This is a genomic window from Bradyrhizobium sp. Arg816 (assembly GCF_029989365.1).
Taxonomy (GTDB): Bacteria; Pseudomonadota; Alphaproteobacteria; order Rhizobiales; family Xanthobacteraceae; genus Bradyrhizobium.
In genome coordinates, this window is the sequence record NZ_JAPRAQ010000025.1 from 63,647 (window position 1) to 87,358 (window position 23,712).

Consider the following 23,712-nt stretch of genomic DNA (forward strand, 5'->3'; position numbering starts at 1 on the left):
GATACCTAGCCTTTCACCGCACCGAGCGTCAGTCCGGACACCAGCCAGCGCTGAACCAGGGCCGCCAGCACCAGCGGCGGCAACGCGATCAGCGTCGCCGCAGCCATGAGGGCACCCCATTGCGTCGAGCCTTCGCCGATGAAGTTGAAGGCCGCCGCGATCAGCGTCTTGGTGTCGCCGTTGGAGAGCACCAGCGCAAACAGGAAGTAGTTCCACGAAAACACGAAGGCGAGGATCGCCGAAACGGCGACGCCTGATGCCACCAGCGGCAGCGCGATGCGCCAGAGGATGCGCGTGACGCTGCACCCATCCACCTGCGCCGCCTCGAACACGCTGCGCGGAATGCCGTCGAAGGACGGCAGCAGAACCCAGATCACGATCGGCAGCGTAATGACCGCATGGCTGAGGATCAGCGCAGTGTAGGAGCCGATCATGCCGATTTGCCGGAACATGACGTACCACGGCAGCAGGAACAGCGTGCCCGGCGCCATGCGCGCCGCCAGCGTCAGGATCGCCGGCCACGTAATTCGCGTCCAGGACACGGCGAACGCAGCAGGAATCCCGAACACCAGCCCCAGCGTGGTCGAGCCGACGGTGACGATGAGGCTGTTGAGCGCGTAGCTGAGGAACGGCGTGGTCCTGGTCAGCTCGACGTAGTTTTCCAGCGTCGGCGAGAAGCTCAGCGTCGGCGGATATGCGGTGACCTCGAACGACGGCTTGAACGAGGACAGTACCATCCAGACCGTCGGCGCCATGATGAGCACGCCGGCGAGCACGAGCTGCATCGTGTTGAGCCAGCGGATCCAGCGGTCGGTGTTGGCGGCATCGTTCATGACATCACCAGGCCACCGCGCCGCGGAGGCGATTGAAGGCGAGCACGGCACCGAACACGATCGCCGTCAGCGTCAGCATCAGGGCGCTGGCGTAGCCGAAGTTGAAGAATTCGAAGCCGACCCTGAAGCCGTAGATGTTGAGCGTGTTCGAGGCGTTGCCCGGGCCGCCCTGGGTCGTGATGTAAATGATGTCGAAGAAGCGCAGCAGATCGACGCTGCGCAGGATCGCCGCGGTGACGATGGTCGGCAGCAGCAGCGGCAGCGTGATGCGCTGGAAAGTCTTGAATGGAGACGCGCCGTCGATCTGCGCCGCCTCGTAGACGCTCGGCGGCAGGGATTGCAGGCCGCCCAGCACGATCAGGGCGACATAGGGCGTCCACTGCCAGCTGTCGATCAGAGCCACGGTCGGAATGACCCAGGTCGGCGAGGCCAGCCAGTCCGACGGCGGCAGGCCAAACGACTGGAGGATATAGTTGGCAGCACCGAGCGACGGATCGAGGATCACCAGCCACATCATGCCCGCCACCACCGGCGGCATCATGAAGGGCGAAATGAACAACGAGCGCACGATGCCCGGCAACCGCTTGGCGTGGAACAGCACCAGCGCCAGCCAGACGCCGAAGACAAGCTGCAGCACCAAGGACAGCACGAATAGCGCAATGGTGATCCACAGCCCGTGCCAGAATTCGTAATCGGAGATCAGCTTCGAATAATTGGCGAGGCCCGCGAAAGACTGCTTGCCGGTCGAGGAGAAGGTCTGGAAGCCGAGCCAGATCGTATAGACGACCGGAAACGCGATCATCGCGACCGTGAAGACCACGGCCGGCGCCGAGAGGGCCACCATCTCCAGCTTCTGCCGGTCCTGCGTCGATGTCGCAGCCGTAGCCGACATGAGTCCGTTTCCTTATCGTGAGGAGATGCCGGCAGGCAGCAAGCCTGCCGGCATGAGGCGGTTAGTTCAGCGCGATCAGCGCATCCAGCGCCTTGTCGGCATCCGCGCAAGCCTGATCGACGGTCTTCTGCTTCAGGATCAGATCCTGCACCGCCTGCCCGATGAACTCGCGCGATTGCGGATTGGCGACGATGGGATAGCCGACCTCGGAGGAGCCCTTCGTCGCGAGCACGTCGAGCGCGGCCTGCCATTCCTTGCGGACCGGCTCCTCGTCGATCCACTTGCGGTATTCAGGATCCTTGGCGACCGACGGACGCGGCGGGGCAATGCCCTGAAGCGCCATCTTCTTCTGCACCTCTGGGCTGGTCGCCCACTGCACGAAGTACCAGGCCGCATCCGGCTGCTTGCTGTGCGAGGACACTGCCATGCCCCAGCCAATCGTGGTCGGCACCTGGCCGGCATCGCCCGCCGGGAACGGCAGCAGGCCGGTGTCTTTCAAGCGCGCGCCGCCTTCCATCACCGTACGCAACTCGTTCGACGACTCAAACGCCATCGCGGCGCGGCCGCCGCGGTACAGCGCCGAAATCTGCTGGAAGCTGTAATTGACGACGCCAGGCGGTCCGAAATCGCGCAGCAGCCGGCTATAGGTGTCGAGCGCTTCCTTGCCCTTGGCCGAACAGAGGTTTGACTTGCCGTTTGCGATATAGCTGCCGCCGACATTGTGCAGCATGTTGCTGAAGGTATAGGCAATCGCGGGCTTGAGGCCGCGCGAGACGAACGGTGTCACGGTGCTGTCGCAGCTCTTGATCTTCTCGGCAGCGGCCTCGACGTCCTTGATCGTCTTCGGCGCCTCGAGGCCGCACTTCCTGAAGATGTCGGTGCGGTAATAGAAGATCGGGCCTTCGATGTTCATGGGCATGCTGGTCAGCTTGCCGCCGAAGGTCGCGGCCTTCAGCAGGGCCTGGCTCAATCCGTTGGGGTCGTATTCCCCGGCTACCTCGTTCTTGGCCATCGCGGTGAGATCGCCGTACCAGCCGGCGGCGGCGAACTGCTCGCCCTCGCGCGAGGGCAGCGTCATGAACACGTCCACCTCGTCGCTGTTCGCATTCATGACGGTCACCAGACGCTGGCGCATCTGCTGCTCCTGATAGCCATCGACCTTGAGGGTCATGCCGGTCAGCTTCTCGAAATCGGCCTTGTAGGTCAGCAGCGCCTGCGAGACCGGATTGTTGTTGGCGAGAAAGGTGATGGTCTTGCCCTTGAACTTCATCCAGTCGAAATCGGCGGCGTGCGCCTGCGCAGTCGCCGCAGCAATCGCGAGAACGGGCAACGCGACGTGGGTCGCGAGCATCCTGGCCTTCATCGAACTCTCCTCCCGGCTGGCCGCCTTAAGCTGGCGGACCATTTTGAAACGTTTGAGCAGCACTTGAAAACGGTTACAAAATAGACCTCACATCCGCCGTGTCAAGCGATGGACAAGCCGCGCAATCTGCGGCAGATTTGCGACATTGCCGCTACCATGCGGTTCGCTGCGCCCGATGTAACGTTACATTCATGAGACTGACCAACGCCAAGTCTGTGAAGCAGGGCATCCGCGCCGTGGCGGCCCGTGCCGGCGTCTCGACGGCATCGGTCTCGCGCGCCCTCAACAACCCCGACGCGGTGAGCCCTTCCTTGCGGGCGCGCATCGAGCAGGCCATCGACGCACTCGGCTACATTCCGCATGCGCCGGCACGCATCCTGTCGTCGCGTCGCTCCCGCACCCTGGGCGCGATCGTGCCGACGATCGACAACACGATGTTCGCACGCGGCATCGCCTCGCTGCAGCAATACCTGTCGTCGGTCGGATACATGCTGTTCCTTACGACGAGCGGCTACGATCTCGACGTCGAATTGCAGCAGGCGCGCAATCTGATCAGCCGCGGTGTCGACGGCCTCGTGCTGCGCGGCGATTGCCATCACGACGGATTGCGCAAGCTGCTGGCGGACAACGCGGTGCCCTTCATCAATGTCGGCATCTACCAGCCCGACCGGCCCTATCCTTGCGTCGGCACCGACAACGAAGCCGCCGCCCATCGCGCTGCCGCGCATGTCATCGAGCTCGGCCACCGCCGCATCGGGATCGTGTCGGCACTCCAGCGCAACAACGACCGCGCCAGCGCGCGCGTCGCCGGCTTTCGCCGCGCGCTCACCGAGAACGGACTCGAATTGCCTTCGCAATGGCATGTCGAGGTGCCCTATACGCTGGACGACGCCCGCGAAGCGGCGCGCTATCTCCTGGGGCTCAAGGATCGTCCCACAGCCGTCGTGTGCGGCAACGACGTGATCGCCTACGGCGTGCTGCTCGAAGCCGAGCGCAGCGGCTTTTCGGTGCCGCGCGACCTGTCGGTGGTCGGCTTCGACGACCTCGACTGGAGCCGGCATTTGCGGCCGAGCCTGACCACGATCCACGTACCGACCGGAGAAACCTGGCAGCGCGCCGGAGAATATCTGGTGCGCAGCCTCGCCGGCGAGCAAACCATCATGCATCGCGAGATCGACTTCTCGCTGGTCGTCCGCGAGTCGACGGCTGCGCCTCCGAAATCCCTGAAGTGAGACACTCCCGATGAATTCGAAATTTTCCCTCGCCCCCGGCTTCCATGCCGTCGTAATCGGCGGCGCCGGCGACATTGGTGCCGCCATCAGCAATCAATTCTGCGATCTGGGTGCGACAGTGACAGCAACGGGTGCGAACGAGGCCGATCTTGCCCGCACCCTCCTCAAGCCGCGCGCGGGCCTCACGCTCGCGACGCTCGATGTCACCGATGACGCGGCCGTCACGTCCTTCGCCCGGAAACACAGTCGCGTCGACGCGCTGATCAATTGCGCCGGCATTCTTGCGCGCGACAAGGAATTCGAGATCGAGACCTTCATGAAGGTGCTCGACGTCAATCTCACCGGCACGTTCCGGACCTGCATGGCCTTCCATCCCCTGCTCGCGGAGCAGACAGGATCGATCGTCAACATCGCTTCGATGAACGCGATGCTGGCGCTGCCGCGGATTCCCGCCTATTGCGCCAGCAAGGGCGGTGTCGTGATGCTGACCAAGGCGCTGGCTTTGAAGTGGGCCGAAGAAGGCATCCGCATCAACGCGGTCGCGCCCGGCTACATCGAAACCACGATCAACGCCGCCGGCCGCAGCGACCTTGCGCATTATCAGCGCATCGCCGACCGCACCGCCTTCAAGCGCTGGGGCCAGCCGGAGGACATTGCCGGCGCGGTCGCCTTCCTCTGCATGCCGGCCTCGCAATACGCGACCGGTACGGTGGTTGCCATCGATGGCGGGTTTCTGGCGGGGTAGCGCGCGGGCCTACACGCCCAGCGCCTTGCGGTTGAACGTCCGCAGGAAGCGCAGCGACAACGTCCGCACATTCGCGACGTTGAGCAGCCAGGCCGCAGCGGCGTAAGCAACCCCGCCCACGGAGCTGACGACCATCAACGCCACGATACCGGTACCGCCGGCTTGCGTCCGCGCAATGAGGATAGCGCCCGCCATCGCCGCAGCCGAAGCCGCAACGCCGGCGACGCGGTTGACGTCGAACGGCACGGGATGGGCGCGGTGCATCAGGGTGACGGCGACGACGAAGCCGAGCGCTTCGGTGGCGAGGGTGGCGAGCGCCGCGCCGTAAAGGCCGTAGCCGGCGACCAGCGCGAACATCAGTGCCACGCTCAGAACGAGCGTGAGGAACGACTGCGCCGCCAGCATGAACGGCCGTTCGGCGAGCTGGAAGCTGATCTGCACATAGAATTGATTGGCGATGCCGAAGAAGCGCGCGAGCACCAGCGTCGGCAGCAGCGCCGACACGCCGGCGCGGAAATCGACACCGACGAGCGTGCCCGCGACCTGGTCGGCCGCGAGTGCGAGCCAGACGGCGACGGGTGCGACGACGACGAGCAGCAATTCGAGGCTCTCGCTCAGCCGCTCCCGCGTTGTCTCGTTGTTCTTCTCCGACAACGAGCGGAACACCAGCGGCACGGTCGCGGCGGCGACGCTGGAGGCGATCATGACCATGAACTGGCGCGGCAGATCGGCGGCGACGCCGAAAATGCCGGCGGCGTCCTTGCCGAGCAAATAAGCGACAATCAGCCGGTCGCAGGCCGAATAGACCGCAACGGACAATCCGGCCAGCGTCAGCGGCAGGCCGTAGCGCGCCAACTGCATGAACTGGCTTCGCTCGAAGCGCGCGATCCCGGTGCGATCGCCGACGAGATTGAGAATGATGCCGGTGAGCGAGCCCAGGCCGAACGCGGCAAGCAGTCCCAACCCGCCCCAGCCGAGCCAGATGCCCAGCAGGCCAAAGCCGACGCTCGACACGCTGCGGACGATCGAGATCGCCGCGAACCTGTAGGGGCGCAATTTGGCGCGTTCGAATTCCTGGCCGACATCGACGGCATTGGCCATGATCGCGACGAACATGCTGGCGAGCAGCAGCTCGACACTGAGGTCGCTGCGGAACAGAAAGACCAGCGGCGTGGTGGCGCAGAGCACCGCGGCCGTCAGCCCGAAGGCGACCAACGCCGTGCCGCGAAAATCCACCTCCGCCGACATCGCCTGATAGCGGGACACCGACAGCTTGATCCAGGCGAAGAAGATCGCCCCCAATATGCCGGCAAGGCTGATGCCAACGACATAGACGCCATACTCGGCCGGCGTCAGAAGCCGTGTGTAGGCCGTGACCGCGAAGAAACCTACCGCTGCGGGCAGGATGTAGGCGACCAGATAAATCGAGAAATGGCGGTTCAGCATGCGAGCACAGGACCGGCAACGGTGTTGCGATGGTGACGGCCGTTAATCAATGACCTTGGCGGGGCGAACGAACTGCGCCGCAGCATCTGTCAAGAGTGTCACATAAGTCTGCAGATCGGGCGGCGAATGAGGCTGAGAGGCCGCTTTCGCGCGTTAGCGTTAAATTTGCCCTTTCCCTGGAGCGCTTCCTGCGATCACGGCACGAAACCCTGGTCCAGACTGGAACAGCGATGCAGCGCCACGCGCGTCGACGCACCGGACATCCGCAAAGGTTAACCCAACGACAGGAAACTCCGGCGTCGCAGGGCGCCGCTTGGTACGATGGCGCGTTGGTTCCAAAAGGAACGTCCCACCGTGACCAGGCTCGACAGACGCGAATTTCTCCTCGGCGGCGCCGCAGCACTCGCGGCGGGGGCAACGGCCTCTGCCGCGCCGGCATCGAAACTCGCGCAGCGCCGTCCGGGCTTTGGCGCTGCGGCGACGCTCTGGGACCTGCAAGCCGATCCCAGGCTCGGCGAAGCCATCAGCACCTATTGCACCCAGGTGGTGCCGGTGCTCGAGCTGAAATGGCCGATGCTGCGGCCCAACGCGCACACCTTCAATTTCGAGCGCGCGGACGCCATCCTGGATTTCGCGCGGGAGAACGACCTGACGATGCGCGGCCACGCGCTCGCCTGGTATCACGACATTCCGGACTGGGCCAAGCAGATCAAGGACACCAAGGGCGTCGAGCGCGCGTACGTCGACCACATCGGCACCGTCGTGTCCTATTACAAGGACAAGCTGACGTCATGGGACGTCGTCAACGAGCCGATCCCTGATAATCCCAAGAAGGTCACCGACCGGCGCGATACGTTCTGGACGCAGCATCTCGGCAACAGCTGGATTCCGCTGGCCTTCCGCACCGCGGCCGCGGCCGATCCCTTCGTCAAGCTCGCGATCAACGAATATGACATCGAGTCGGCGAAGGACTCGTTCATCGCCAAGCGCGCGGCGTACCGCAACCTGATCATGGACCTGCTCGACCAGGGCGTGCCGCTGCACGCCGTGGGCCTGCAATCGCATCTGCACGCCGAGCTCGAGATCGACACGCATGGGCTCGCCGAATTCGTCACCGAGCTGCGCTCCTGGGGCCTCGAGGTGCTCGTCACCGAGCTCGATGTCGACGACCAGAAGCTGACGGGCAATCCGGCAGAGCGCGACGCCATCGTCGCCAAGCGCGTCGACGATCTCCTGACCGCGATCTCGACCAGCGGCCCGGCCCGCTCGATCCTGACCTGGGGCCTCTCGGATCGCTATAGCTGGATCAACGGCACCTTCGCCCGCGCGGACAAGCAGCCGAACCGCCCGTTGCCGCTCGACGGCGAGTTCAAGCCGAAGCCGTTCATGGACGTCATCAGCAAATTCACGAGCGCCTGAGACGCGGCCTTAGCGCGTCTTCGCCGGCACTTCGAATTCGGCCGCATCACCCATATCTTCAGGAGACAGGCTCGGGCTGCGTCGATCCCGCGAGCTAAGGCGGAACACGTCGCGGATGTCGTCGATCGAGGTCGACGAATAGGACTGGATGCAGAGCGCGACCTGTTCAGGCGAGGCCGCGCGCATCATCGCTTCGATGGCGGGACGGTCGAGCGGCGTGTCGTCCCAATGCGAGACCGCGATGCTGTCTTCGGTGACCCGATGGGTCGCCAGATGCGCGGCCGAGTTCGCGACGAAGTGTCCGTACATCAGATATTCCGAGAACTTCTTCTTCCGGCACAGTGCCAGAACCCAGTTCAACCCCGTCGCCGACTTGATGGCATCGGTCATCGCGCGCGCGGTATCCCTATCCCAGACAAGTGCGTTACCGACATAGTCGTCGGCCGGGAACGAGCGCTCCTTGATACCGAGAAGCTGATCGACAGTGCGCAGCCACAGCCCGTGCAACGGGTGGTCAGCGCCGATGTCCTTCGGGGTGACGAACAGCGGCGTCTTCTCGGCGCCGGCATATTGGCCGACGTCGAATTCACGGAAGAACAGATTGTCCGAATCCAGGATGCAGACGCGCTGCTCCGGCGCGTTGAGGACGCCGGCGATCTTCAGGATCTGCTGGATGTGCCAGCCATGCACCGGCGATGACAGCAGCGACAGCCAGACCCGGCGCTTGCTGAGGAACTGAAGCGCCGGCGGCAGCGCCCAGAGCCATTTCGGTAGATAATTCGAGGCCGGAACGATGACGCGCTTGTCGGAGGCGAACCGCGCGAACAGCGGCACGTCCTCATCGTTAACGAGAACATAATGCCGCGTGTATCCCGAGAGCCAGGTGTCGATGCTCTCGCTGAGCAACGAAAAGCGCTCGATATCCTTGGCGTAGCTGGCGGTCAGCAAGGCAACGGAATGCATGGAGCGCGCTCAAATGGCCATCAAGCCGCACTCATAGCCGCACCGCGAGATGCTGGAAACTCACAAACGGAATCAAGGTAAAACGAAACGAAGCATTAGCCATCCGACGGCAGCCCCTGCTCGATACCGCGAAAACGCAGCGGCGCCAGCGCGGAGGCGCGCTGCCACCAGTCGGCGACGCGGTCGTCGAGTGCGGTCACACCGCGACCCCGGCCGGGGAAGATCCGGATCTGCTGCACCGCCTCGGCCTCGAACCCCCTGCCCTTGCGCGTGATCTTGAGGGCGGCGCCCTCGCGGTCGCGCTGCGTCAGCGGCGCTAGGAGGCGGCCGCGCGGACGCAGCGACTGAAGCCAGAGCGGATGCGGGTGCGGGAAGCCGGCATGCACGATGATCACGTCGGCCGGCTCGCCGACCTCCTCGCATCCATCGCCATGCACGACCTCGACGTTGCGATAGGGGCGAAGGTAATTCGCGGCACGCGCCGCAAGCCGCCCGTCGCATTCGATTGCATGCACCCGGCCTTTGGGCCCCACGATCTTCGACAACACCGCCGAAAAATAGCCGAGACCGCAGCCGATCTGGACCACGCGGTCCTTCTCCCCGACGTCGAGCAGATCGATGAAGTGCGCCCACAGGCTCGGCAGCCCGGTGTCGAGCTTGCGGCGCGCATCGATCGCGACCAGCACATTGTCGTAGAGACGAACGGGATCGGCATCCGGCGTCAACCGGTAGCTGCGCGCCGCCTCGCTCTTGATGCGCCAGGGTCCCTTCGCCAGAAAATCCTCGCGCGGGATGGCGGCGAGCGCGTCGAGCAGGCGTGGTGAGGAGATCCGCTCTCGCTTCGCAATCAACTCGACGTAGCGCGCACGCGCGGCGGCAAGATCGCTCATTTCACCGCATCGGCCCGTTCACGGACGGGCACGTCTCCGCCGAGCTCGTTGAGGAGCTGCATCGCCTGCTTCAGGTCCGGGGTGTAAAAGCCCTCGCTGAACTTGCCGAGGATCGGCAAAAGCAGGAGGCTTGCCTGCTCCCGCTTGCCGGCTTGGTGCGACAGCCGCGCAAGGCTGACGGCGGTCCGAAGCTCCCATGACAGCGCGCCCTGCTTGCGCGCAGTCTCCAGCGACAGGGCGAACAGGTCCTCGGCCTCCTGCACCGATGCCGGATCACCATCCGACATCGTGATCTCGCCCTGCAGGCGATAGACCTCGGCGAGATAGGAGTGATCGCCGGTCCGTCTCGCGGTCGCGAGCGCGCCGTCCAGCGCGCGCAAGGCGGCGTCGCGCATCCCGACCTTGGCATAGGCTTCCGCCAGCAGGCAGCGGAACCAGCAGCCGGCGAGCCAGGAATCCATCGCCTCGTATTCGTCGAGGCCGAAGCGCATCTGGCTGAGACCTTCGTCGGCCTCGCCGAGCTGGGCCAGCGCCCAGCCGCGCAGGATCGCCGCCTGCTGCTTCCAGTGCAGGAAATTGTGCTCGGTGGCGATGATCATGGCGCGGTTGGCGTGGTCGCGCGTGCCCTCGACGTCGCGCAAATGCTGGCACAGATAGGCGCCGAACACGAGCGCGAAGGCGAGCGTGAAGGGATGGCGGATCTTCTCGGCATTCGCGATCGCCTGCTCGCTGTGCTGGCGCGCCGCGTCGGGCCGGCCGAGGAACCAGAGGAGATAGCCGAGATAGGACAGCGAAACGACGCCGGGATCGGTACCGTGCCGTTCCATCAGATCGGAGTGCAGATCGGGACTATAGAGGTTGATGCAGCGGTGCAGATGATGCTGGGAGGCGGCGAAACGGCCGCGATAGAGCATCGTCATCGCGATCGAGCGGTGCGCCTCGATCAGATATCCGGTCTGCTGCGCCGGCTGCGTGCGCTCGTTCAGCCGCTCGCGCTTGGCAAACTTCAACAGCTCGACGCTGAGATCGTGCGCGCGGCTGAGATCGGCACGGATGAAATGGCAGACCCAGAGCCCACGCGTGGCGGCGAAGGCCTTCTCGTCGTCGTCGAGCTGTTGACCGAGCTCGAGCGCGCGGATGTAGTTCTCCTCGACCTCCTGCACGGCGTAGCCCTTGGCGGCAATCAATGCGTTGCCGAGCGCGATGCGCAGCTCCAGCTCCATCTCGTCGGCGCCCTGCATGCGCGCATTGGCCTGCACGACGCTCAAGCCCCGGCGCAAATGCCCGATCGCCTCCAGATTGGCGCCGCTCTTGGCCGCCTGCTTGCCTGCCTTGAGCCAGAAGCTGGCGGCACCCTCGCTCTGGCCGGATTCGGTGAGGTGATGGGCGAGCAGCTCCGGCTCGCGCTCGGTCTTCTCCGGATACATTTCGGCGAGCACCTGCGCGATCCGCGAATGCAGCTTGCGCCGCTCGCTGTGCAGCAGGCTGTCGTGCGCGGCGTTCTGGATCATCACGTGCTTGAAGGAGTAGAGCGCGCCGGGAGGATGGCCGCGGCGCATGATCAACCCGGCCTCCTCCAGATGATTGAGCGCGGCCTCGATCTGCTCCGCCGGCGTGTTGGCGACCGCGTGCAGCGTCTCGTAGGAGAACTCGCGACCGATGGTGGCGCCGATCTGCGCGATTCGCTTGAACGGCCCCATCCGGTCCAGCCGCGCCATCAGCGAGTCGGTGAGGGTCGCCGGGATCGCGAGCTGCCGCCATGGGCCCGACAGCACGTAGCGCCCGTGCCGCTCGGTCAGGAGGTTGGATTCGAGAACGGTCTTGGTCAGCTCTTCCAGGAACAGCGGCACGCCGTCGGTCTTGACGATGATCTCCTCGACCACCTCCTTGGGAAGCTCGCGGCCCGCGACGCGCTCGACCAGCGTCGTGCGCAGCTGCCGGCTCAGGCGGTTCAGCACCAGCGTGGTGATGTGCGAATGCGCGCTCCAGCTCGGCTGGAATTCGGAGCGCGCAGTGATGATGACAAGGACCGGCTGGTTTTGCACGCGGTCAACGAGGAGGTCGATCACCTCGCGGGAGGTTGGATCGATCCAGTGCAGATCCTCAAGCGCGATCACCAGCGGCATGTCGCGGGCAAGGCCGAGGAAATGATTGACCAGCGCCGCGACGGTCGCATCCTTCTGCTGCTGCGGCGACAGGTCGAGCGGCGGATAGCGGTCTCCGGTCGGGATCGACAGCAGCGCGGCAAACAGCGGCGTGACCTGCTCGATGTCGCCATGGGCGGCGGCGATCGCGGTCTCCAGACCCGCCAGCGACGTCGCGGACGGATCCTCGCGGTCGAGGCCGAGCGAGAATTTGAGCTGCTCGGAGAACGGATAGAACGCCGTGGAAGTGTAATAGGGCGAGCACTGGAACGAGACGTGTCCATGGCGGTCGCCCGCGATCCGGTCGAATATCTCCTGGATGATGCGCGACTTGCCGATGCCGGGCTCGCCGAACTTGACCACGACCTGGCCGTCGCCGTCCTTGACCTGCTGCCAGCGCCCCATCAGCAGCGCGATCTCCTCCTCGCGGTTGACGAGCGGCGTCAACCGCCCGCCCATGGCAGCGGCGAAGCGGGTCTCCGCCCGCGAGGCGCGCACCACGTGCCAAGCCTGCGTCTTCTCCGAGATGCCTTTCAGCGCATGGACACCGAGATTGCGGTAGTCGAACTTGCCCTTCAGCAGCGACTGTGTCGAGGACGAGATCACGACGCCGTTGGGCGGCGCCAGACCTTGCAGGCGTGCGGCGAGATTGACGGTTTCTCCGACCGCGGAATCGCGCTCCTCGGTGCCTTGGCCAACGAGGTCGCCGACCACGACGAGACCGGTTGCGATCCCGATGCGGACGGCGGGGGCGTGGCTCAGCGCACCGCGCGGCTCGATCGCGCGCGCAGTCGACAGCACCCGCACGATCTCGAGCCCGGCGCGCACCGATCGCTCGGCATCGTCCTCATGCGCGGTCGGATAGCCGAAATAGACAAGGATACCGTCGCCGACGAAGCGCGCGGCAAACCCCTCGTAATGTTTCACCACCCGGACGCAGGTCTCGCGAAAGCTCGCGATCATGTCGCGCACGTCTTCCGGATCGAATTGCACCGACAGCGAGGTGGAATCCACCATGTCGCAGAACATGGTGGTGAGCTGACGCCGTTCGGCACCGACTTCCGTCCGGGCTTGCGGGCGCGCGGCCGCATCGGGCTTCTCTGCGGTCTCGGCGTGGAATAGCGCCGACATCGCGCGCTGAAGCCGCTTGCGGTCGCCGAGCGGCAATCCTAGCTCGACCAGGTCGGATTCCGTCAGGTCCCCCATGACATCGAGATCGAGGCGGTGCTGCGCGAAGAGATCGGTGTAATGTCCAAGACCGACGCCTTCGAGCCAGCGCTTCAAGCCGCCTTCAGTCTCCGTAACAGGCTCATTCTCCAGCATGGTGATTCTGCCCGACCTTAACTCCGTCGAAGGGCTTTAGGCCCCTCAACCACAGATTTTGGGGCCCGAACTTCACCTCAGACTGGACGCGTTCCCTAAGTCTTGGGAAGAATAGCTCAATCAGATCAAAAGGGAATGGCATTGTCCCATATTGCATCCGTAGCGGGAGAGGATTCGGACAGCGCAGGCGCCGAAACCAGGACCTTTGCCGATATCGGCGGCCTTCTCGACTTTTATGCACGCAAGACGCCGGCGGCACCGGCTCTCCTCGCGCCGGGCCGGCCGGCCCTCACCTACGCCAAGCTGGGTGAGTTGATCCAGCAACTGGTCCGCACCCTGCGGGGGCTCGGCATTGCCCCTGCCGACCGGATTGCCGTTGCGCTGCCGCGCGGCGCCGACAGCGCACTGGCGCTGATTGCGGTCGCCTCGGCCGGCGCCTGTGTCCCCGTCAATCCGGATCTGACGGCCGACGAGCTGCAACGCTATTTCAGCGAATTGAAGCTAACCGCGCTCGTCACCCGGGCCGACATGAATTCACCAAGTCGTGACGTTGCCAAGGCGCTCGATATCGTGGTGATCGATTTCGTGCCGGGACCGAACGACAATCTCGGCGGCTGCGCGTTCATCGGCCCGGCAGTCGGGCCGGCCTGCACGAGCGGCGCCTCGCGCGGCGACGATGACGCCTTCATCCTGTTGACGTCAGGCACGGCGGCGCGGCCGAAAATGGTGCCGCTGACGCAGCGCAATGTGTGCCTGTCCGCATACAATGCCGGCCGCGTGCTGTCGCTCGCAGCCCACGACCGCCTGCTCAATGCCCTGCCGCTGTTTCACGCCCATGGTCTGATCTCCGGCCTGCTGACGGCGCTGGCCGCGGGCTCCAGCGTGATCTGCACCAACGGTTTCGACGCATCGTCCTTCTTCGGCTGGATGCGGGAGCTGCGACCAACCTGGTACACGGCGGTGCCGACCATCCATCGCGCGCTGCTGACGGCGGCCGAGGCCGACCCGGACCGCGCCCGGTCATCGTCGCTGCGCGTGATCCGCTCGGCCTCGTCCTCGCTCGCGCCCGCGATCCTGAACGGGCTCGAGGCGATGTTCGGCGTTCCCGTGCTCGAAACCTACGGCATGACCGAAGCGGCCTCGCAGATCGCGGCCAATCCGTTCGAGCTGCGCAAGATCGGATCGGTCGGCCGCGCTGCGGGCCCCGAGATCGCGATCATGGACGGGGCGGGCCGCACGCTTGCGAGCGGCGAGCATGGCGAGATCATGCTGCGCGGGCCGAACATGAGCCGCGGCTATTATAATGACGAGGCGGCGACACGGGCCGCCTTCCGCAACGGCTGGTTCCGGACCGGCGACCTCGGTTATCTCGATGCCGACGGCTATCTCTTCATCGTCGGCCGCATCAAGGACGTCATCAACCGCGGCGGGCAGAAGATCTCGCCCCTGGAGGTCGAAGAGGTCCTGCTGAGCCATCCGGCGGTGCTGGAGGCCGGCGTGTTCGCCGTTCCGCACCAGAAGCTCGGCGAAAACGTCGCCGCCGTCGTGGTGCTGCGCCCGAATTCCGAAGCAACTCCGGACCAGCTTCGGCAGTTCGCGCGCAAACGTCTTGCGGCGTACAAGGTGCCGAGCCTGATCCGCGGCGTGGCCGCACTGCCGAAAGGTGCGAGCGGCAAGGTCAAGCGCAACGCGCTGGCCGATCTGATCGCAACCGCGGAGCATGGCGACGAAGCGCAATTGCCGCGCAACGCGCTGGAGACCCAGCTCGCGGGGATCTGGGCCGGTCTGTTGGAGCTGCCGCAGGTCGGCATCGACCAGGATGTCTTTGCGCTCGGCGCGGACTCGCTCGCGGCGACGCAGATGCGCTCGCGCTTGCGCGAACGCTTCAATGTCGACTTCTCCTTCGAGGACATCTTCGATTGCGCCACGGTCTCGGCGCTTGCGGCCCGAATCGAGACCGCCACAACCCATCGCGAGACGATGGTGCCCGCATGGCGCCAGGCGGCGGCAGACGCACCGCTGTCGTTCCAGCAGCAGCGGATGTATGTGCTCTCGCGGCTCGATCCGACCCGTTACAATTACAACGTCGTCGAAGTCGCCGTTCTCAAGGGCCTGGTCGACGTCGCCGCGCTTTCTGCGAGCCTCGCCTCGATCTGCGCTCGCCACGAGGCGCTACGCTCGGTCTTCATCGAACGCGAGGGCGAGCCGGCGCAGCTTGTGCTGCAATCACCTCCGCGATTCGAGCGGATCAGGCTCAAGCCCTGCGCGGCGGACAAGCGGGCCGCAATCATCCGGCGCGAGGCGCTCGAGCTCGCACAATATCCGTTCGACCTGGCGCGCGAGCCGCCGCTGAAGGTCACCCTGCTGTCGTTCGACAAATCCAGCCACGCGCTGGTGGTCAACGTCCATCATCTCGTCACCGACGGCTGGTCGCAACGGATGTTCTGGGAGGAGCTTGCCGCCCATTATTCCGCCGCGCGCAAGACTAGCGCTGTGACGTTGCCCTCGCCCGCCTTCCAGTATCGCGACTTTGCGCTATGGCAGCAAAGCTGGGCTCAGACGCCGGCGGCGAAGGAGCAGCTTGATTACTGGCGGACCCAGCTCGACGGCGTCACCACGCTGCCGCTGCGGACCGACCGGCCAAGGCCGGAGGTCTGGAGCGGTCACGGCGCCCGTCACTATCTCGAATTCTCCAAGGCGCTATCAACCGATCTGCGCGCGCTCAGCCAGGACCAGGGCGTCACGCCTTTCATGACGCTGCTTGCGGCTTTCCAGTGCCTGCTGTTCCGCCACACCGGACACGAGGATGTCGCGACGGGATCGCTGATCGCCAACCGCAACCAGATCGAGAGCGAGCGCCTGATCGGGCTGTTCGCCAACACCCTGATCCTGCGCAATGATTTCGGTGGTGATCCGGGCTTTGGCGAGATGTTGCGGCGGGTGCGGCAGGTCACGCTGGATGCCTACCGCAACCAGGACCTCCCGATCGAGGAAGTGCTGCGCGCTCTCCAGATCGCGCGCCGGAGCGACGGCAATCCGCTGTTCCGGATCATGTTCATCCTCCAGAACGCCTCGATCGAGGCGGCACGTTTTCCGGGCCTGTCGACGCGGCGGCTGGAGGTCGACCCGAAAGTCGCGCGTTTCGACATCACGCTCGAACTGGTCGAGGCCGACGGCCGCTTCACCGGCTTCTTCGAATACGCCACCGATCTGTTCGACGCGGCGACCATCGAAACCATGGCCGCTCAGTTCAAGACCCTGCTAAAGGCCGCGATCGCCAATCCGGAGCAGCGCATCTCGCGCCTGCCGCTTCTGACGGAGGCCGAACGCCGGCAGTTGCTGGCGAAAGGCCAGGGCGTGGTGGCCAATTTCACCACGCGCGGCAATCTTTGCGAACGCCTCGAGCGCCAGGCGAAGAAGACGCCGAACGCGATCGCCGTCTCCGACGGCCGCACCTCCCTGACTTATCGCGAGCTCGCCCGTCGCAGCCAGGCGGCCGCACGCTGGCTCGCGCGCGAAGGTGTCGGCGCCGAGAGCGTTGTCGCCTTGCTTGCGGATCGCGGGCCCGACCTGCTCGCCGCGATGATCGCCGCGCAGCGCGTGGGCGCAGCCTTCCTCAATCTCGATCCCGACCAGCCGCCGGCGCGGCTTGCGACCATCCTTGGATCGAGCTGCGCCCGCATGCTGCTGATCGGGCGCGCCCAGTCGATCATGGTCGAGGCGCTGCTCGAACCGCTGGTCGAGCGCGTTCATGTCGCCGAGCTCGAGGACGCGATCGCACCCGGATCGACCAGGCCGGCCCGCGCCGCGCGGCGCGCAGCCGCGAGCCTCGCCTATCTCATCTACACATCCGGCTCCTCCGGCGCGCCGAAGGGCGTCATGATCGAGCAGCGCGGGCTGTCGAACCATCTGGCGTCGCTCATTTCCGAGCTCGGCCTTACGGCCACGGACGTGATCGCCCAGACTGCGCCGCAGAGCTTCGTCATCTCGGTCTGGCAGTTCCTTGCCGGTCCCATGGTCGGCGCGCGCGTCCATGTCTGCGCCAACGCAATCGTGCAGGACCCGATCCTGCTTGCGCGGGAGATCGAGCGTGAAGGGATCAGCGTGCTCGAGATCGTCCCGTCGCTGCTGCGCCTGATCCTCGACCGCATGGACGAAGCGCAGGTCCAGCGCGCCTTTGCGGGATTGCGGCTCCTGATCTCGACCGGCGAGCCGCTGCCCGTCGATCTCTGCCGCGCCTGGTTCGCCCGCTGCCCGAAGGTGCCGCTGATCAACGCCTATGGCGCGTCGGAATGTTCCGACGACGTCTCGCTTCATCGCCTGACCAAAGCGCCGGCGGCGGCGACGAGCAACGTCCCGGTCGGCGCGCCGCTGCCCAACACCCAGCTCCATGTGCTCGATCAAAACCTCCAGCCGCTTCCGGTCGGCGTGACCGGCGAGCTCTGCATCGGCGGCGCCGGCGTCGGCCGCGGCTACATCAACGATCCCGCGCAGAGCCGTCAGCGTTTCCTGCCCAATCCGTTCTCGCGCCAGGACGGCGCGCGGCTGTACCGGACCGGCGACCTCGCACGCCGCCGCGCCGACGGCACCATCGAATGCCTCGGCCGCGCCGACCATCAGGTCAAGGTCCGGGGCTACCGTATCGAGCTCAAGGAGATTGAGAACGCGCTTGCCGACCATCCTGCGGTGCGCGCCGGCATCGTCGAGCCGCGCCGCGAGGCGAGCGGCGATGTCAGGCTGATCGCCCATATCGTCGCAAGGGCCGGCAGCCAGAGCAGCGCCAGCGAGCTGCGCGACTTCCTGAAGAGCCGGCTGCCGGGCCATGCCATTCCGTCCGCATTCCTGTTCCTGGACCAGATGCCGCTCAATGCCCATGGCAAGATTGACCGGTCGGCGCTGCTGGCGCCCGCGCAGCAGGACGTCTCCGGACCGGACGCCGCCGTGCCGGCGCGGCACTTCACCGAAAAAGTGCTCTCGGACATCTGGGTCGACCTGCTGAAGGTCGAGGGCCTCGGCGTGACCGATAATTTCTTCGATCTCGGCGGCCATTCGCTCCTGGCGGGCCAGGCGATGGCGCGCGTCGCCCGTGCGCTCGGCGTGTCGCTGCCGATCAAGACCATCTTCGAGGCTCCGACGATCGAAGAACTCGCCCGGCGGGTTGACGAGGCCGTGGCAGCAAAGCCGCGAAAGCCGGCAACAGGCATGCTGCGGCCTGCTGAAAGCGGGCTCCCAACGCTCTCGATCGCACAGGACCAGATGATGCGGATCGAGCAGAACCTGCCGGGCCTGCCGCTGTTCAACCTGCCCTTTGCCTTCCGCCTCCAGGGCCCGCTCGATCCGACCACCCTCGCGCAGGCGTTCGGCGACATCGTGCGCCGCCACGAATCGCTGCGGACCGGATTCGGCCGCAGCGGCGAAGAGCCCGTCAGCCGCATCGCCACGCCCGGCGAACTCGGACCGGTCCTCACGATCGAGGTCATCGGCGACGGACGTCCCCACGACAACAAGCGGCGCAAAGCACTCGAACTCAGGAAGATCGATCTCCTGATCGAGCAGGAGACCTACGCCCCGTTCGACACCGCGCGGCCGCCGTTGTTGCGGGCGCGGCTGTTGCGGCTCCATGCCGACGATCATGTGCTGCTGCTGACGCTGCATCATGCCATTGCCGACGGCTGGTCGATCGGCGTGCTGTTCGAGGAGCTGTCCAACCGCTATGCGGCGCTGGCCGGGCGTCCGTCCGTGCCGCTGCCGAAACTGCCGCTCGCGTTTTCGGATGTCGCCCGCTGGCAGCGCTGGTGGTGCGGCACCGACGCCGCCCGCCGTCAGGCCGCCGACTGGACGGAGAATCTGCGCGGCGCGGCCCCCGTCTTCGACGGTGAAGCAAGCCCCGGCGCGTCCACCGGGCACCACCCCGTCAGCCTCGAGCGCGAGCTGATCGGCCGGCTCACGGCGTTCGCCGGGCGGCATAACAGCACGCTGTTCATGTGCCTTCTCACCGGCCTGAAAGCCCTGCTGCTCGCGCAGAGCGGCCGCAACGACATTTCGGTCGCCACCGCCATGGCCAATCGCGCCCAGCCCGATACCGACCGGGTCCTCGGTCCGTTCGAGAACACGGTGATCGTCCGTACCCGAATCACGCCGGAGCTGTCGTTCGCGCAAGCCCTGGCCCGGGTGCGCCAGAGCGTGCTCGACGCGCATGCGCGCCAGGAGCTGCCGTTCAACATCCTGGCCGACCATCTGGAGCAGGAGGGGATCAATCCGGCCTCGCTGCTCCAGGTCTATTTCACCCTGCAAAATCCGCTGCGCCAGCCGCTCGATCTGGCCGACGTCACGATCGAATCGATCGGCAACGTCGCGCGCGAAGGCCAGCCGGTGCTGCCGATCGACCAGACCTGGCTGTCGCTGATGCTCAAGGAGCGCCCCACCGGAATCACCGGCTCATGCAATTACAAGGGCGAGCTGCTCGACGGCCACAGGGTCGGTGAGTGGATGGCGAATCTCGTCGCGCTGCTGAATGCGGCCGTCGCCCACCCCAACACGCCGCTCGGCCGATTGCTCGCTCGCAGGGCGGCATGACCGGCTGTACGGGACGGGAGAACACAGGTTCACTCGTCAAAGCTGTGAATGACCAAGTTGCAGCTTGATTATTTGGCGCCAGCGCGCAAGATTATTCTCTCGATTTGATTTGGACGATTATTTTCAACCGGGGAGTTTGTTATGGGTTTCATCAAATTTACCAAGGGTACCTCGTTGAGCGACAAGGACCGCAAGGCCCTGCAAAAGCTGCTGGGCGCCGAGAAGAAGAAGCTCCAGTCCGCGCTCAAGGATGTCGACGCCAGCCTTTCGATGCTGGGCGGAGCGAAGAAAGCCAAGAAGAAGAAGTAAGGATCGTCGGCCGGGACGCCGCACGAATCCTCAGGCTTCACTTTCCGGATATGGGCCGCTCGCTCGTCGAGTTGGGGTCTCGCACAAGCTTGCGCCTGTAAACCGGCCTGCAAATCGACAAGAAATTGCCCGGGTGGACCGTTAGAAGCGGTCCGCTCAGTTGATTCTTGCTCAGTTGATTCTTCCGTCAGGGCCGGAGACTTGGCCTCCGCCTGACGCCATGGGCCCTTTTGATGGCAGACGACAGAATTGAACTGTTTGTCGGACTGATCGAGACCATTGACGCGCCGGGCGCAATCGATGCGTGCCGACGCCTGCTCTCGGTCGACGAACGGATCCGCGCCGATCGCTTCATGTTTGAGCGGCATCGGCGGCAGTATATTTTCGCGCACGCGATGCTGCGCCTGGCGCTGTCGCAGGCCGCACCGAACGTCGCACCCACCGATTGGTCCTTCGGGGCCGGCCGCTACGGGCGGCCGTTTGTCGCGGCGCCCGCGACCTCGACCGCGCTGCATTTCAGCCTGTCCCATGCCGATGGCTGCGTTGCCTGCGTCGTGTCCGGGCATGAGACCGTCGGCGTCGACGTCGAAACCGTGTCACGGCGTGTCGCGCCATTGTCCACCGCGCTTCGCTTCTTTGCGCCGGAGGAGGTCGAATCGTTACGCGGACTGCCGGAGCCCGCCGCGATCGAGCGCTTTTTCGACTATTGGACGCTCAAGGAGGCCTATCTGAAGGCAAGGGGGTTTGGGCTCAATTTGCCGCTCGACGCTTTCGCGATGCAGGTGTCCCGGGAGGCCATCGAGATCAGCTTCAAGCCCGATATCGCCGACGATCCGTCAGGCTGGCGATTCTCGCTGTGCTCGCCGTCGCCCTCGCATCGCCTCGCGATCGCCGATGGCTCCCGCGCGCATGGCGGCCTTCCCATTACCCGCAATGCCTGGCCCTTCCAGGAAGCAGCTGAATGACGCCGCTGCGGCTGCGCGTCTTTCCAGCGATCTCGCGCAACCGCGATCCCAAGAAATATGTCGGCGAGCTGATGCGAGTGGCGCAGTTCGCCGATCGCAACGGCTTCGAAGGCATCCTGCTGTTCGAAGGCAACGACGTGTCCGTCGAGCCCTGGGCGATGGCCCAGCACATCATCGGTAAGACCACGCGAAGCTCGCCGCTGATCGCGGTCAATCCGGTCTACATGCACCCGTTCGCCGCGGCAAAATTCGTCTCGTCCTTTGCGCAGCTCCACAGCCGCAAGGTCTATCTCAACATGATCACGGGGACCGCGGTCAGCGACCTGCACGGGCTGGGCGACGAGCAGTCGCATGCCGACCGCTACGTCCGGCTCAGCGAATTCGTCGCGCTGATGCGCCAATTGCTGGAAAGCCCCCGCCCGGTGAATTTCGAGGGCCGGTTCTACCGCGCGAGCAATCTGCAACTTCGCCCGCGCCTGCCGGCGGAGCTGATGCCGGAATTCCTGGTCGCGGGCCAATCGGAGGCGGCGCAGCGCGTGGCGAAGGAGACCAGCTGCATCAAGATGCAGATGTTGCCGCCCGATCTAGATCGCGGTCTCGATGTATCAGGAATGAACTTTGGCATCTTCGCCCGCGAGGGACGCGAGGAAGCACGACAGGCCGCTAAGGCACGCTTTCGCGACAATCCCGATGATCGCGAGCTGCTCGCGCTCACCGTGGAGAACAGCGATTCCGTGTGGAAGCGGCGGCTCTATGACGGCCAGAGCGGCGAGCTCGCTGACAATGGCTACTGGCTGCTGCCGTTCCTGACCTTCCAGGCCGACTGCCCCTATCTCGTCGGCAGCTACGCCGAGATCGGCGCAAAGCTGAAGGATTTTGCAGCGAAGGGCCTGACCACGATCATGCTCGACATGGTCGCCGACGAGGCCGAGATGCAGCACGTCTGCAAGGCGCTCGCGGCGAGCGGGATGTTTTAGGACGGCACGCCGAGCGGACTGAGCCGTGCCAACGGCTCGCTGTCCTCCGGCCGTCGCAAGAGCTGCATGACATGCCGCTTCAGGCGCACGAACTCCGGTTCGGTCACGAGATCGTGGCTGCGTGGCCGCGCGAAAGGCAGCACGACATCCTCAATCACCCGGCCGGGTCGTGCGCTCATCACGACGATGCGATCGGCGAGGAACAATGCCTCGTCGATGTCGTGGGTGACGAAGACCGTGGTGGTCGGGATCTTGCTCCAGATGTCGAGCAGGACCTCCTGCATCATGCCACGCGTCTGCGCGTCGAGCGCACTGAAGGGCTCGTCCATCAGCAGCACCCGCGGTTGGTTGATCAGGACCCGCGCGATTTCCACGCGCTGCTGCATGCCGCCCGACAATTGCGCCGGATAGAACGCCTCGAAGCCGGAAAGGCCGACCAGCTTCAGGATCGCGTCGGCGGCGCGGTCGCGCTCCCTCCTCGCGAGGCCCCGCATCTTCGGGCCGAAGGCGACATTGTCACGCACCCGCTTCCAGGGAAACAGCGTGTGCTGCTGAAACACCATGCCCCGGTCCGGGCTCGGACTCTGGACCTGCTGGCCGTCGACCGTGAGACGGCCAGCCGTGATCGGCAAATGCCCGGCCAGCGCGCCGAGCAGCGTGGATTTGCCGCAGCCGGAGGGACCGAGGATGCAGACGAGCTCGCCCGGCGCAATCGCGACATCGAGACCGCTGACCGCTTCGAATGCGTCACCGCCCGATCCGAGTGAAATCGAGACATCGGCGAAGTCGATGCGACCGACGCTCTCGGTGCCGATATCCGCGACCCGGATGTTCATCTCGCCACCTTCGGGCTACGCCAGGGCATCAGAAGCCGCCCGGCCGTCGTCAGCAGCCAGCTCGATCCCATGCCGAGCAGGCCGATGATCAGCATGCCGACGATGATGTCGGCGTAGTTCTGGAGCGTATAGGCTTCCCAGGTGTAATAGCCGATGCCGAACTGGCCCGAGATCATCTCCGCGGTGACGAGGCAGAACCACGAGGTGCCCATGCCGATCGCAAGCCCCGTGACGATGCTGGGCGCGGCGTCCGGCAGCACGACTTCCCTCAGGATCGCCAACTTCCCCGCGCCGAGGCTGCGGGCGGAGGCAACCAGCCGGCGGTCGACATTCGCGACACCGTGGACGGTGTTCAGCACGATCGGAAACAAGGCACCGATGAAGGTGATGTAGATCATCGACAGCTCGGACGACGGAAACATCAAGATCGACAGAGGAATCCACGCCACGGCCGGAATCGGCCGCAGCAATTCCAGCGGCGGCAGCAAGAGATCGCTCGCGGCGCGCGAGCGGCCAATCGCGAAGCCGAGGAATACGCCGATCACCACCGCCGCCCCGTAGCCCGCGAACACGCGCCAGAGGCTGCTGGTGACGTGTGCCGTCAGTTTCGGCGAACGAAACAGGGCGAGCGCGGATTGAACGACCTCGACCGGCGGCGGCACGTTGCGGAAGGTCACGATCCCCAGATTGAGATGCGTTGTCGAAGCGACCTGCCACAGGGCAATGCAGGCCAGGATCGAAAGACCGCGGACCATCCAGCGGACGGCCGCAGGCCGCGCCTTGATAGCGGTGGCCATCG

General features: G+C 65.3%; 16 protein-coding genes. 7 read left to right on the forward strand and 9 right to left on the reverse strand.

What is annotated here, in order from left to right; all coding sequences use genetic code 11:
- Positions 1 to 5: 5 nt before the first annotated feature.
- The 3 genes from OWC48_RS37645 to OWC48_RS37655 form a co-directional block, all read right to left on the reverse strand.
- Positions 6 to 833: a carbohydrate ABC transporter permease gene (locus OWC48_RS37645; protein ID WP_282524525.1), complete on the reverse strand. Its 828-nt coding sequence runs from the start codon at positions 831 to 833 to the stop codon at positions 6 to 8.
- 4 nt (positions 834 to 837) lie between these two features.
- Positions 838 to 1,725, reverse strand: coding sequence for a carbohydrate ABC transporter permease (locus OWC48_RS37650; RefSeq protein WP_282524526.1), 888 nt, complete (start codon positions 1,723 to 1,725; stop codon positions 838 to 840).
- 61 nt (positions 1,726 to 1,786) lie between these two features.
- A complete protein-coding gene (locus tag OWC48_RS37655; protein ID WP_282524527.1) occupies positions 1,787 to 3,088 on the reverse strand; it encodes a sugar ABC transporter substrate-binding protein in 1,302 nt (433 codons plus the stop codon).
- Between the two features lie 191 nt (positions 3,089 to 3,279).
- Between OWC48_RS37655 and OWC48_RS37660 the strand changes: the two genes are divergently transcribed.
- Positions 3,280 to 4,320: a LacI family DNA-binding transcriptional regulator gene (locus OWC48_RS37660; RefSeq protein ID WP_282524528.1), complete on the forward strand. Its 1,041-nt coding sequence runs from the start codon at positions 3,280 to 3,282 to the stop codon at positions 4,318 to 4,320.
- Between the two features lie 10 nt (positions 4,321 to 4,330).
- Positions 4,331 to 5,065: an SDR family NAD(P)-dependent oxidoreductase gene (locus tag OWC48_RS37665; protein WP_282524529.1), complete on the forward strand. Its 735-nt coding sequence runs from the start codon at positions 4,331 to 4,333 to the stop codon at positions 5,063 to 5,065.
- Positions 5,066 to 5,074: 9 nt separating this feature from the next.
- Here OWC48_RS37665 and OWC48_RS37670 read toward each other — a convergent pair whose 3' ends face one another.
- The gene (locus tag OWC48_RS37670) at positions 5,075 to 6,511 is read right to left on the reverse strand and encodes a lipopolysaccharide biosynthesis protein (RefSeq protein WP_282524530.1); all 1,437 of its coding nucleotides are present in this window, start codon (positions 6,509 to 6,511) and stop codon (positions 5,075 to 5,077) included.
- A gap of 354 nt (positions 6,512 to 6,865) precedes the next feature.
- Here OWC48_RS37670 and OWC48_RS37675 point away from each other — a divergent pair, with 354 nt between their 5' ends.
- Positions 6,866 to 7,930, forward strand: coding sequence for an endo-1,4-beta-xylanase (locus tag OWC48_RS37675; RefSeq protein WP_282524531.1), 1,065 nt, complete (start codon positions 6,866 to 6,868; stop codon positions 7,928 to 7,930).
- Between the two features lie 9 nt (positions 7,931 to 7,939).
- On the opposite strand, the gene OWC48_RS37680 is transcribed toward OWC48_RS37675, so the two are convergent.
- The 3 genes from OWC48_RS37680 to OWC48_RS37690 form a co-directional block, all read right to left on the reverse strand.
- Positions 7,940 to 8,893, reverse strand: coding sequence for a DUF6492 family protein (locus OWC48_RS37680; RefSeq protein WP_282524532.1), 954 nt, complete (start codon positions 8,891 to 8,893; stop codon positions 7,940 to 7,942).
- A gap of 95 nt (positions 8,894 to 8,988) precedes the next feature.
- Positions 8,989 to 9,783 carry a protein-L-isoaspartate O-methyltransferase gene (locus OWC48_RS37685; protein ID WP_282524533.1) on the reverse strand — a complete coding sequence of 265 codons (795 nt, stop codon included), beginning with the start codon at positions 9,781 to 9,783 and terminating at the stop codon, positions 8,989 to 8,991.
- A complete protein-coding gene (locus OWC48_RS37690; protein WP_282524534.1) occupies positions 9,780 to 13,250 on the reverse strand; it encodes an AAA family ATPase in 3,471 nt (1,156 codons plus the stop codon). The genes OWC48_RS37685 and OWC48_RS37690 overlap by 4 nt, the downstream gene beginning before the upstream one ends.
- Positions 13,251 to 13,385: 135 nt before the next feature.
- On the opposite strand from OWC48_RS37690, the gene OWC48_RS37695 reads away from it, so the two are divergent.
- The 4 genes from OWC48_RS37695 to OWC48_RS37710 all read left to right on the forward strand — a co-directional run bounded on the left by OWC48_RS37695 (position 13,386) and on the right by OWC48_RS37710 (position 22,077).
- Positions 13,386 to 19,826 carry a non-ribosomal peptide synthetase gene (locus OWC48_RS37695; RefSeq protein ID WP_282524535.1) on the forward strand — a complete coding sequence of 2,147 codons (6,441 nt, stop codon included), beginning with the start codon at positions 13,386 to 13,388 and terminating at the stop codon, positions 19,824 to 19,826.
- Between the two features lie 141 nt (positions 19,827 to 19,967).
- The gene (locus OWC48_RS37700; protein WP_208084878.1) at positions 19,968 to 20,135 is read left to right on the forward strand and encodes a hypothetical protein; all 168 of its coding nucleotides are present in this window, start codon (positions 19,968 to 19,970) and stop codon (positions 20,133 to 20,135) included.
- A gap of 233 nt (positions 20,136 to 20,368) precedes the next feature.
- Entirely contained in the window at positions 20,369 to 21,100 is a 732-nt protein-coding gene (locus OWC48_RS37705) for a 4'-phosphopantetheinyl transferase superfamily protein (RefSeq protein WP_282524536.1), read from the forward strand.
- On the forward strand, positions 21,097 to 22,077 hold the full coding sequence (locus OWC48_RS37710) for an LLM class flavin-dependent oxidoreductase (protein ID WP_282524537.1): 981 nt from the start codon (positions 21,097 to 21,099) through the stop codon (positions 22,075 to 22,077). Before OWC48_RS37705 ends, OWC48_RS37710 begins: the two co-directional genes overlap by 4 nt.
- Here the strand turns inward: OWC48_RS37710 and OWC48_RS37715 are convergent.
- The gene (locus OWC48_RS37715) at positions 22,074 to 22,913 is read right to left on the reverse strand and encodes an ABC transporter ATP-binding protein (protein ID WP_282524538.1); all 840 of its coding nucleotides are present in this window, start codon (positions 22,911 to 22,913) and stop codon (positions 22,074 to 22,076) included. The genes OWC48_RS37710 and OWC48_RS37715 overlap by 4 nt on opposite strands.
- Positions 22,910 to 23,710, reverse strand: coding sequence for an ABC transporter permease (locus tag OWC48_RS37720; RefSeq protein WP_282524539.1), 801 nt, complete (start codon positions 23,708 to 23,710; stop codon positions 22,910 to 22,912). The genes OWC48_RS37715 and OWC48_RS37720 overlap by 4 nt, the downstream gene beginning before the upstream one ends.
- Positions 23,711 to 23,712: the final 2 nt, after the last annotated feature.